Below are 10,538 nucleotides of genomic sequence, written 5' to 3'. Positions count from 1 at the left end.
GGGGAACGCGGTGAGGATCTGTCGCTGTCCGAGGTGGACCGGCGATCGGCGGGAACCGGACCGCGACCAAGGCCAAGCGCAACCTGCTCACCCGCGGTGTCCTTCCTCCGTCCGAGCGTGTCACCGCGCCCGGGGAACGACCGGTGCGTTTTCGTTCCGGTCTGGCGAGTGTGCGTCCGCTGCCGGGCAGCGGCACGCCCGCATAACCAGCACCAGCGGCGCCCGGACCGGTCCCGACGTAGCGGAGACCTCAGGTCCAGGTCAGTTCCAGGTCACGGTGATGGTGAGCATGGCGGCGACGATGACCAGGCCGAGGACCACCAGGGTGAGCCACGGCCCGGGGTCCGGCCGGGCCGTGGATGACGTGGCGGCCGACGTACCGGTTTTCGTGGGCATCTGAGCTGCGGCCCGAGGACGGGCAGGCTGGTCGTGGGTGAGGGCGTCGTGCAGGGCGGGTCGTTGCGTGGTGTGTTCATGTGTGCACTGTGCGCGACAGGTGACGTTGGTGTGTGAGCAGGTCCCGGGGGCTGCGGCGTCGCCCGCCGCCGACCGTGGGCAAGTCGACCCGGACCGCAGCCCGCCCCCGGGGCGGGTGAGGACCGGAAGCGGCGCGGCAGCACCGTTTTCGGTACGGCGCCGTCTTCGGTGCACCGGGCACCGCCCGCTGGCCGGCGTCGAGTTCAGGACTGGTTTGTGCTGGTCATCTCCATGCTTTCGGGGTGGGCGGCAGCGCCCGGCCTGGGTGGTGGTGGTGAGTCTCGGTGCGGCGGGTGGCCTGGGCGGTGAGGTGGGCGCGGATCTGGGCGCGGGCTGCCTCTCCCGGGACAGTGCCCTCGGCCTGGGCGGTCTGGGCGGCGAGGGCGAGCAGGTGCTGGCGGTGTCGGGCGATCCGCTCGGTGGCGGGTCCGGTGTGCTCGCAGCGCAGCGGGTGGTCATAGACCTGACCGGTGTCGGGATCGAGGACGTGGCCGTAGTCGTCGCAGTCGGGGCAGGCGTCACGTTCGCCGCGGGCTCGTTGCGCGGCCTCAGAGCGCTTCTGAGCGGCTTCGGTGACCTGAAGGTCCCGGAGGGCCTCGTGGTGTTTGCGGACGGCTCCGCAGCAGCCACAGGGCCGATCCTGAGGGTCCGGGGCGGCGAGGTGGCGTGCGCATTTCCAGGTGTCGGGCCGGGCCGGGTCGGGAGCGGTAGCGATCGCGGGCAGCGCGGCGACCGCCGGGGCCGCGACCGGGGCCGGGGCCGGGAGCGGAGCGGCGGTCGGGTGCGCGGCTAGGGCGGTGGCCAGCTGCGCGGCGACCTGGGCCAGCGCCGTAGTCACTGCGCCCAGCTCACTCACCAGCGATGCCTCGTCGCCGCCGGCCGCCGGGGCCGCGATCGAGGGCTGCGCCGGGGGCGCGGCCGGAGCGGGTGCGGGGTGTGGCTCTGGTCGAGGGCTCTGGGGGTGGGGGGCGTGGACGGGCTCAGCGACCTCGGTGGCCGGACGGTTCGTGCGCGCTCGCGCCCTCCCCCCCTTCGGGTCGTTCAACTTCAGGTCGTTCTGTGCCGGTTTTTCGGCAGATGGGTATGCCGCAAAATCGGCATATCCCCCCAATGCTAACGACTCTGGGGGTCCCCCATTTGGGGGATCTGCCGTTTTTGCGGCATACCCCCTGCGACCTGCTGGTTCTTGACCGGATCGGGTCGTGCCGTGGCTTACGGCGTCGGTGGTGCGGCGCTGCGGCCGGGCCGCGGCGCGGTTCGTGGCGGGGCAGGCGCGGCCGGGCTTGGGTGCCGGTGGCGGGGGGCCGGCGGGGCGTGCGGCGAGGGCCTTCGCGGTGGCTTCGGCGTCTTCGGCGGCGACGAGCGCGGCGAGTTCCTGGGTGCTGCCCAGGCCGGTGTAGCCGGGCGGTGGGGCCTCGTGGACGGTGTAGATGTTGCGGCGCCCGGTCGCGGTCGCGACGGTCTCGACATCGACCGCGCCGATCTTGACGAGCTCGCCGATCGCCGCACCCACCGTGTGGGCCTTGGACACCCCGAGCCCGCGGGCGAGCAACCGCTGCCCCGGCCAGGCCCGCTCATCCCCGCGCTGAGTGTTCACAAACGACCGCAGCAGCACATAGGCATGAATCGCCCGCGGTGACACCCCGGACAGCGCCACCCAGTCCCCGACCGTCGTGTACGGGAACCGACGCCCCTCCCGCAACACATCACCCTCACCGGGCCGTTCCGCGCCGGCGTAGCCGCCGCTGTAGCCGGTCCCGGACGGACGGATCATCGCCGCCGCGCTCATCGGGCACCACCGGTCAGGACGAAGACGGCCAGGCCAGCCGACACAAACGGGGCAACCACCACCGGCAGCGTGTACAGCTGGTCGAGGTCGAGGTCGAGGTCGAGGTCGAGGTCGAGGTCGAGGTCGAGGTCGAGGGGGTGCTCGACGCTTCGGTGGGACATGACTACAGTGCTCCCTTGCGCGGAAACGTGCTCGGAGGCTGCGGCGCCCACAACTTTGCGAGTCTGGGGCGCCGCAGTCCTTTCTTCTGTGCAGACCGTAGCCGAGCCGGTGCCCATCGACACCGCCCGCACCACCTATCCCAGGATCGTGCCGCTCCACCGGGCCTACGCCGCCCGCACCGGCGCCGCGACCGCCTCGCCGCCGGTGCTCTCGTCCGCGGCGCTGTCACACGAATCGATGGCATCCGTGGCCTGCCGTCCTGCGGCGGTGGGTCTTCGTCCTGGTCGTGGTTACGGTGCTCGGGTGGGGCCGCCGTGACGGCCGTGGCCGTCGTGCTCATCAGCGTGGTCGCGGCGGCGGCCTCACCTGTGGTGAGGCCCAGCGTGGCCGCGAGTGCGATCGCGCTCATGGCGTCGCTCCTGCCGCAGTAGCCGCAGGCGCCGGTGGGCCCGCAGGAGCGGGCGTCGGTGTGTGGACGCGGCGGATGTGGGTGACCTGCTCGGCCCACTCGGCGAGTGGCTGCAGGACGACGCCTCGGGTGGTGTCGTAGGCGTTGACGACCAGGCCGTGGCCGACATACATGCCGTTGTGCCGAGGATTGCCCGTGCTGCCGAGTGAGCCGGGGATGAACACGAGGTCTCCGGGTGCGATGTCGGCGATGCGCACCGAAGTCCCGGCGTGTTTCTGGCTGACCGTGCCCGCAGGGAGGGCGACTCCGGCGGCGGCCCAGCTCGCGAGCATGAGTCCGGAGCAGTCGAACCCGTCCGGGCCTGTCCCTCCCCACACGTACGGTTTCCCGAGTTGGGCCAGAGCGTAGCCGACCGCCGCCCGCGCGACCGGATCGGCGGGTGGGGTGAACCCGTCCGGGAGCGTCGTCGCATCGACGACACCAGCGCCGCCCGGTGGGAGTCCGGCGCCGCCGGAGTCCGGGCACACGTAGACCGTGGAAGCGAGCTGCGCGGTCGTGGCGCGGGAACTGTCGGTGCCGCCTGGTAGCGGTACCGGGTTGTCCGCACCCACCCAGAGTTGGTCGACCAGGGCTGCGGCCGGGGTCTCTTGGGGGGGCGTAGCGGTCGGGGAACGCCGAGCGCTGCACCGCCTGCGCCGCTGTCCCGGGCGGCATGGTCGCCCATCCGGACAGCGCGATGAGGCGGTCGAGGAAGGCATCGGTGGCCGCGACCGGGTTCAGCACCCGCGCGGGCGGCGACGTTCATCGCTTTGTCCCCGAGCGGGTCGAGGCGGGACAGGTCCATGGACTGGATGGGGGAGTCCCAGTCGAGGTCGAAGTTCGTCTCGGCGTCGAATAGCCCGGCCAGCGGCCCGGTGACCAGGTTCGACAGGGCATCGGTCAGCGCCCGGGTCGCGGTGGTGAACTCGGTGCGGTCAGCGAACCGGGTCCCGGTCCACAGCTCGGTGTCGGGGTCGGCGAGCAGGCCGGTGACCTGCGGGATCGTGACCGGGCGGAGCTGGTCGGTGGTGTCATCGGCGCCGAGCAGGCGGCGCAGGACCGCGTGCAGGACGTACTCGTCGGTCACCGACGGGACGTGGCCCTGGGCCGCGGCCAGCGACAGCAGCAGCCGGTTCCAGCGGCCGAGGATCACGTCGAGTTCGCGGCGTTGCCGCTCGGTGCTCCAGGCCGGCCAGTACGTACGTAGCGGTCCGAGGTCCAGGGCGTTGAGGCGGCGCGGTGACCCGGGGCCGAGCGCGATCGGTTCGATCCCGAGTGCGCGCAGCACCGGCGTGTACTCGCCCTTCCGGTCACCGGAAATCAACGTTTTGAAGCCGAACGGCATCATCCGCAGGCAGAACGCACACACCGTCGACGACTTCCCCCGCCCGGGCTTGCCGAAGATCATCATGTTCGGGTTGGTGACGATCTTTCTCAGGACCCACTCGGGCGGGTGGGTGTAGAAGGAGCCGCCGGTGGCGACGTCGTAGCGTCTACGGATCTCTGACACTTATGGACACCCGAGTGGATGTCTGTCGGTGTGAGTGATCGGTAGTCACACGGGTGTTTCGGCAGGTCAGGGTGACTTGCTTCTTCTGGTCCGTGCCCCGCGGCGACGCTTCAGCGCGGGTGATCGTCGGCGTTGTGGCTGGTGTAGTGCGGCGAACTCTGCGGTGTCGCCGTCGCTTGGGAGTGGGAGTTGTTTTATCCCGGCACCGGATGACTGGCCTGTGTTGTTGCCGGGTTACCCGTTGACGCTGAGATCCTCGGCGCCGCGTAACCCGCTCGGCAGCTAATGCGCGTTTCGCAGTGTTCACCGCGCCGACGTCATCTCGATTGACCGTAAACATGCACGTGGCGCATGCTGCGCTGTGGTATCCCCCTGGTCGACTAACGAGGTTATCACGAGGCTTATTCAGGCCCCGTGAAATAACGATCTAGCCCGGCGTGTCGGGTTGGGCGACAGCCCGTCCATCGCGAATATTGGTTTGCCGAATCAATCCGAGATGAACGGGCTGCCGCAGTATGTACTATACCACTGGTTTCCGGCGTGATGAAATTCAGGATCTTGTCGCTATAGTGTATGAGCAGGATCAGCGGGACGCGACGGAGGCATGTTTGTCTTGGCCGCCGGTTCTGGGGTTGTTCTGGTCGGTGGTGATCACGTTGGCGTATCTGCGCGGGAATCGTGTGCAGTGGGAGTTGGCGGAAACCTATGGGGTGTCGCAGTCGACGGTTAGTCGAGCGATCACGGGGGTGACACCGTTGCTGGCACAGGCGCTGCGGAGTGTCGTTCCGACGGCAGAGGAGCTTTGTGCCGATCGGCAGTACATCATCGATGGAACCTTGCTGCCCTGCTGGTCATGGGCCGCGGTGCCGGGTCTGTGGTCGGGCAAGCATCGCACCACCGGCGTCGTCGTCCAGGTCGCAGCCACCCTGGAAGGGCAGCTGTCGTGGATCTCCGACCCGACCCCAGGCTCCCGACACGACCTATATTGCCTCGACCAATCCGGCGCCCTCGACCACCTCGCCACATACCCCCCGATCGGCGATAAAGGATACATCGGGCGCGGCATGCTCACCCCGTTCAAAAAACCACCCGGCCGGGAACTTCTCGACTGGCAAAAAACATTCAACAAGAGCCTCAACCACACACGCGCCACCATCGAACGAGTCATCGCCCATATCAAAACGTGGAAAGTTCTCCACACAGACTACCGGCGGCCCTACGCCACATTTAAAACGACAATCTCGGCAGTCATCGGACTCATCTTCTACACACTTACCTGACGGAGCCTGAATAAGCCTCCACATGTTGGGCAATTTGCCGATGTTCCTCGGGGTGGGACATCCACGACAGTGAGACCATCGCGGGTCGCGATGTGTTCGATCGCGTTTGCGGCGACGCGACGCGCTGATTGAGCTACTGTGTTGTTGACATCTTTACCCAACCCTCGGGCCTCTAGAGTGGCAAGATCTTCCAGTGCAATGATCGATGCACCGGAGGCTCGGGCGATTACCGTGACATACTGCGCGGCCAGATAAGCTAAATCTCGATTGATGCGTGCCCGTTTCTGCCCACAGGAGAGCATTTCTGCCTGCAGCGCAGACATCTTCCCCTCAAGGCGCTGTCGCGTGGGTATCGAGGCTTGAGGAATAAGCTGTTCAAGACGAGCGATTTTACGGCGGAGGAACTGTCCTTGTCGCTGAAGTCGAGCTAACTTGACGGAGAGTCCATGGTCATCGAAACGGCGCCCGCGAAAATCGCTGTACATGGCGTTGCTCTGAGTGTCACGAACTACAGTCGCCGCAACGACCATATCCTTAGGTGACCAATCAACCCCGACTGCAGACGCTGCGTCCGCAACGGTCGGTGGCCGAGGCACTGTTTCAGCGAAAGCGAAACGGAATAGTGCCCCGCGCCGATCAAGGGTCACCTCGGGGAGATGCCATCCGGTGATTGACCGATGATGTAAATGTTGAGGAATCGGGATATCGAGTTGAACCCAACGCCAATCGGTCCGAGAATCTGGATGTTGACGTACAGGAAGTTTGATCCGCAGTGTCAGCTCGGTGGCCGTACTGGTAACAAGCGTCGCCAGCTGGGCGTCAACGGCTCCGAGACGGACCCGGCGAGCGACAGATGGAACGGGTTGGAGCGTCGTGATCCGCAAGCCTGCCGGATCGACCCCGGGATGCAAGCGCACCCACCGAGCGATCTGCCTATGCACATTCCTCGCGAACGCACCCCCGAGGCCCGCAGTGCCGTCTGACGCACCACCAGACACCTCTGCTGCAATGGCGGCATCCCGAGAAGCCAAGGTTCGCAACGTTGATATCACCTGTGCCGTCACGATCCGCATCACACGAGATGGAACGTACATATCCTGCGGAAACTGAGGTCGCCATCCGCAACGCTGCCCCACTACCGCTGCAGCCGCAGGCAATCGACGGCCGCCCTCATCCACACCGGAATGTATACGGTCAAAAGTTTCCGGAACCCACAACTCGGAGAGCAGATCGCGTTCGGCGCCCTCCACAATGTCGAGCAGCCAACGCACCCGCTCCGTCAAGTCATCTCGCGACACGACAGCACCAGACACTTCACACACTGCTCGTGAAGCTCGAGATGTCGTTGAAGACGTCAATACATTGGATTTCTGCCAACCCGTCACGTCGGAGGTCCCTGCTCCTGCAGGCGTGCCTGCGCGGCATCAAGCAGTCGTTTCTGATTCGTCTTTGACCGCAACTGATAGAACCGACCAGAAAAGGACGCAAGTAACGCCATGAAGTCATCCATCAGCTCTTCAAGCAGCGACTTGTCCGCATGAGCATGAACAGTCTCAACTGCAACTCCGACCTGCGCCAGATACCGCTCAATATAGAGGCTTATTCAGGGTGATCATGAAGTGCGGTGTTTCTCCAGGTCGGGACCGCAGCGAGGTAGCCCGCCAGGCGGCCCTGAATAAGCCTCATAGGCGACACCAAACCGAGCCAGTCGGTCACGCCACACTACGCGAACTACCGTGAACCGCCCAGCAGCGGCGTCATCAAGTAGCCGAGTCAACCCCTTCCGATTTTCTCGCAAACCGGACGCGCGATCACGATACACTCGGAATACTGTCCCCCTGGACGTCTCCCGCAACACCGATTCCTGGTTCGCCAACGACGACTCCTGACCCGTCGAACCAGAAACACGGCAATACAACGCCTCAACCCGCTCCGCCGCTTCCGGCTGAATCGGTTCGCGCCCAAGGAAGATATCAAGAGGCTTATTCAGGCCCCGTGAAATAACGATCTAGCCCGGCGTGTCGGGTTGGGCGACAGCCCGTCCATCGCGAATATTGGTTTGCCGAATCAATCCGAGATGAACGGGCTGCCGCAGTATGTACTATACCACTGGTTTCCGGCGTGATGAAATTCAGGATCTTGTCGCTATAGTGTATGAGCAGGATCAGCGGGACGCGACGGAGGCACGTTTGTCTTGGCCGCCGGTTCTGGGGTTGTTCTGGTCGGTGGTGATCACGTTGGCGTATCTGCGCGGGAATCGTGTGCAGTGGGAGTTGGCGGAAACCTATGGGGTGTCGCAGTCGACGGTTAGTCGAGCGATCACGGGGGTGACACCGTTGCTGGCACAGGCGCTGCGGAGTGTCGTTCCGACGGCAGAGGAGCTTCGTGCCGATCGGCAGTACATCATCGATGGAACCTTGCTGCCCTGCTGGTCATGGGCCGCGGTGCCGGGTCTGTGGTCGGGCAAGCATCGCACCACCGGCGTCGTCGTCCAGGTCGCAGCCACCCTGGAAGGGCAGCTGTCGTGGATCTCCGACCCGACCCCAGGCTCCCGACACGACCTATATTGCCTCGACCAATCCGGCGCCCTCGACCACCTCGCCACATACCCCCCGATCGGCGATAAAGGATACATCGGGCGCGGCATGCTCACCCCGTTCAAAAAACCACCCGGCCGGGAACTTCTCGACTGGCAAAAAACATTCAACAAGAGCCTCAACCACACACGCGCCACCATCGAACGAGTCATCGCCCATATCAAAACGTGGAAAGTTCTCCACACAGACTACCGGCGGCCCTACGCCACATTTAAAACGACAATCTCGGCAGTCATCGGACTCATCTTCTACACACTTACCTGACGGAGCCTGAATAAGCCTCCAAGATCAGCACGATCAAACAAACGCTGACCAGAGGCTGAAACTCGACACGGCAGCCGACCCTCTCGGGCAGCCTTCCGAACACCCACCACCGACATGCCCATGTACTCGGCAGCTCGCGCTATACGCATCTAAATCAGTATGAGCTAGTACCGGATACTTTGTCAACAGTCGATGAGCTTCCTTAGCGCCCCTAACCCATCACCCTCTATCATCGCTCCGGCTCTCCCAGGCTCTCAAGAATTCTCCTGGAGCGATTGCCTGCAGCCCGTCTCTTGCTTCCCGTTTCAATCCATTCCAGCATAATCGTCGCCATGGTTTCCGCCTGCCACTCATTGTAGTCGTCATACAATGCAACGGAAACACCTCCGAGAGTGGGCGGGCTTGCACTCCTGCTGTCGAACGCTTCGTTGAGCAAAGCCCGAAAGTCGTCAAGCAGGCCTGGACGAGTGCGTCTGATAACCGCACTAGCAGGAGACTCCAGGAAACTACCCTCCTGAGGTGCGACCAGGTGGAGTAGGCCGCGTAGCTCAGTGAAATGTTCCACCAGCACTGTCATATCCAATGGAATGGCATTGCGCGGATGCCCCATAAGTAAGTGCACTAACTCATGGAGAATGATGAGGGTCTGTTGCGATACCGGTGCGAGGGCCTGATACTGGATTCTCTCCAGATCGCCCTCAGTATGTGTGCAGCCGAACAGCCCGCCTAGCGGGAGACGCTCGGGTTCCAGCCGAATTCTTCGCTGCACACGCTGTTCGACTGCGGATACAATCTCTGCCAGTGTTAACGGCGGCCGGAGTCCCAGCTCCGACAGAAGGCGACCGCACTGCTCTCGCGGAGTCAGCGGGCGCCTCATACTTCGACCTTCATCCCTCGCCCGTTCAGGATCGGTCGGATCTTTTATATCCGCCCTGGGATCTAGTGCGATATCATTGAGCCACTTGCAGTGCATCACTGCTCGCGTAAACGGTCCCCGCGAAGACACGCGACAGGGACCGATGACAGACGCGCCTCGCTTATTGAGCTCCGTCCCACACGCGACCGCTACATCAACACTGGTCATAACTCGCCAGTCGGAAAAGTAGCTTTCAGGAACCTTCAGGGCGGCGGCCAACGCCGCCAGGAATCCCCGAGGGAGAGCACCGAGAGAGTCGCCAGCGAGTAGATCTGTGATTGAGCTTAGTGCAGAACCTTCGAACTCGGGATTTCCGGCCACCACGACCGTTGCCAGAAACTCTCCTCTACTGTCGACTCCTTTAAGGTGTGGGCGCATCCTCATCGCGTAATCCAGCGCTTCAGCAGTTGTTCGCGACGCTCTATCCACCCTCACCACATCCCCGCGCTGCCTTCTGGAAGTTCACCACCAGTCCCCCGCCGCCAGGCACGCTCATCTCCGAGCAAATAGCCAGCGATGGTTCAGGAGCAGCAGCTCATTTCGATTTCCTACTCGGGAAAGTAGCGCCTGATTCCCACCCCCGGTCTGGCCGCTCGCCACGACGCGGAAGAGTGTCCAGCATATGTAAAACCCATGCCTGCGTCGCCGAATCTAAAGACGCCGAGCGCGCAGCGATTCCACGAACACTTGCGTCAGCAAGAAGTCGGAGACTATGCAGCTGCTGATTTAGCTCTTCAGTATGCGCATCATCGGTCAAAAGGTAGCCTGGATCGATCTTAAAAAAACGAGCAATAGCTCTCAAACTGTTTGAGCTTGGGTTAGTACGAGCCGCACGACGCAAGGCTCGAAGGTAGTTTGGGCTGATCGTTGGGCCCTCATCGGCGTGTTCATGGAGCCATTGAGCCGCCTCCTCCGTGGAGTACGGCCTGTCCCGCACCGCGCGATCGTAGACCGTGTCAAACAGCAAGTTGATCTTGTTGGCTAGCTTCTTGGCTTCTGCCGCATCTCGTTCATGCCCGGCGGTCCCCACTGCGGATCACTCCCCCCATCCCCGACCACTGCCGGGCGGTGCGACGTCCACGCAGAGCATAGCGG

The 10,538-nt window shown here is 64.0% G+C and carries 10 protein-coding genes; 3 read left to right on the top strand and 7 right to left on the bottom strand.

The window, feature by feature from the left end; all coding sequences use genetic code 11:
* Positions 1–261: 261 nt before the first annotated feature.
* The 4 genes from KPL59_RS36305 to KPL59_RS37330 all read right to left on the bottom strand — a co-directional run bounded on the left by KPL59_RS36305 (position 262) and on the right by KPL59_RS37330 (position 3,448).
* The gene (locus KPL59_RS36305; RefSeq protein ID WP_255676958.1) at positions 262–396 is read right to left on the bottom strand and encodes a hypothetical protein; all 135 of its coding nucleotides are present in this window, start codon (positions 394–396) and stop codon (positions 262–264) included.
* A 304-nt stretch (positions 397–700) separates the two neighbouring features.
* Complete coding sequence (locus tag KPL59_RS33000) at positions 701–2,251, bottom strand: hypothetical protein (RefSeq protein WP_226360765.1); 1,551 nt, start codon at positions 2,249–2,251, stop codon at positions 701–703.
* An 11-nt stretch (positions 2,252–2,262) separates the two neighbouring features.
* Positions 2,263–2,427, bottom strand: a complete 165-nt coding sequence (locus KPL59_RS32995) for a hypothetical protein (RefSeq protein ID WP_226360766.1) — start codon at positions 2,425–2,427, stop codon at positions 2,263–2,265.
* Positions 2,428–2,833: 406 nt separating this feature from the next.
* Positions 2,834–3,448, bottom strand: coding sequence for a C40 family peptidase (locus KPL59_RS37330; protein WP_226360767.1), 615 nt, complete (start codon positions 3,446–3,448; stop codon positions 2,834–2,836).
* A gap of 720 nt (positions 3,449–4,168) precedes the next feature.
* Here KPL59_RS37330 and KPL59_RS32985 point away from each other — a divergent pair.
* Together KPL59_RS32985 and KPL59_RS32980 are read left to right on the top strand one after the other, a co-directional pair.
* Positions 4,169–4,339, top strand: coding sequence for a hypothetical protein (locus KPL59_RS32985; protein WP_226360768.1), 171 nt, complete (start codon positions 4,169–4,171; stop codon positions 4,337–4,339).
* Positions 4,340–4,901: 562 nt separating this feature from the next.
* Positions 4,902–5,666, top strand: a complete 765-nt coding sequence (locus KPL59_RS32980) for a transposase (RefSeq protein ID WP_226360769.1) — start codon at positions 4,902–4,904, stop codon at positions 5,664–5,666.
* On the opposite strand, the gene KPL59_RS32975 is transcribed toward KPL59_RS32980, so the two are convergent.
* Both KPL59_RS32975 and KPL59_RS37970 read right to left on the bottom strand, forming a co-directional pair.
* A complete protein-coding gene (locus tag KPL59_RS32975) occupies positions 5,651–6,937 on the bottom strand; it encodes a hypothetical protein (RefSeq protein WP_226360770.1) in 1,287 nt (428 codons plus the stop codon). The genes KPL59_RS32980 and KPL59_RS32975 overlap by 16 nt on opposite strands.
* Before the next feature lie 341 nt (positions 6,938–7,278).
* Positions 7,279–7,584 carry a recombinase family protein gene (locus tag KPL59_RS37970; RefSeq protein WP_226360771.1) on the bottom strand — a complete coding sequence of 102 codons (306 nt, stop codon included), beginning with the start codon at positions 7,582–7,584 and terminating at the stop codon, positions 7,279–7,281.
* Between the two features lie 178 nt (positions 7,585–7,762).
* Here KPL59_RS37970 and KPL59_RS32965 point away from each other — a divergent pair, with 178 nt between their 5' ends.
* A complete protein-coding gene (locus KPL59_RS32965; RefSeq protein ID WP_226359944.1) occupies positions 7,763–8,527 on the top strand; it encodes a transposase in 765 nt (254 codons plus the stop codon).
* 229 nt (positions 8,528–8,756) lie between these two features.
* Here the strand turns inward: KPL59_RS32965 and KPL59_RS32960 are convergent, their stop codons facing one another.
* Positions 8,757–9,404: a hypothetical protein gene (locus KPL59_RS32960; protein WP_226360772.1), complete on the bottom strand. Its 648-nt coding sequence runs from the start codon at positions 9,402–9,404 to the stop codon at positions 8,757–8,759.
* Between the last annotated feature and the right edge of the window lie 1,134 nt (positions 9,405–10,538).

Source organism: Pseudonocardia sp. ICBG1142 (genome assembly GCF_020496255.1).
GTDB lineage: Bacteria > Actinomycetota > Actinomycetes > Mycobacteriales > Pseudonocardiaceae > Pseudonocardia.
This window is presented reverse-complemented; position numbering and strand designations above follow the sequence as displayed.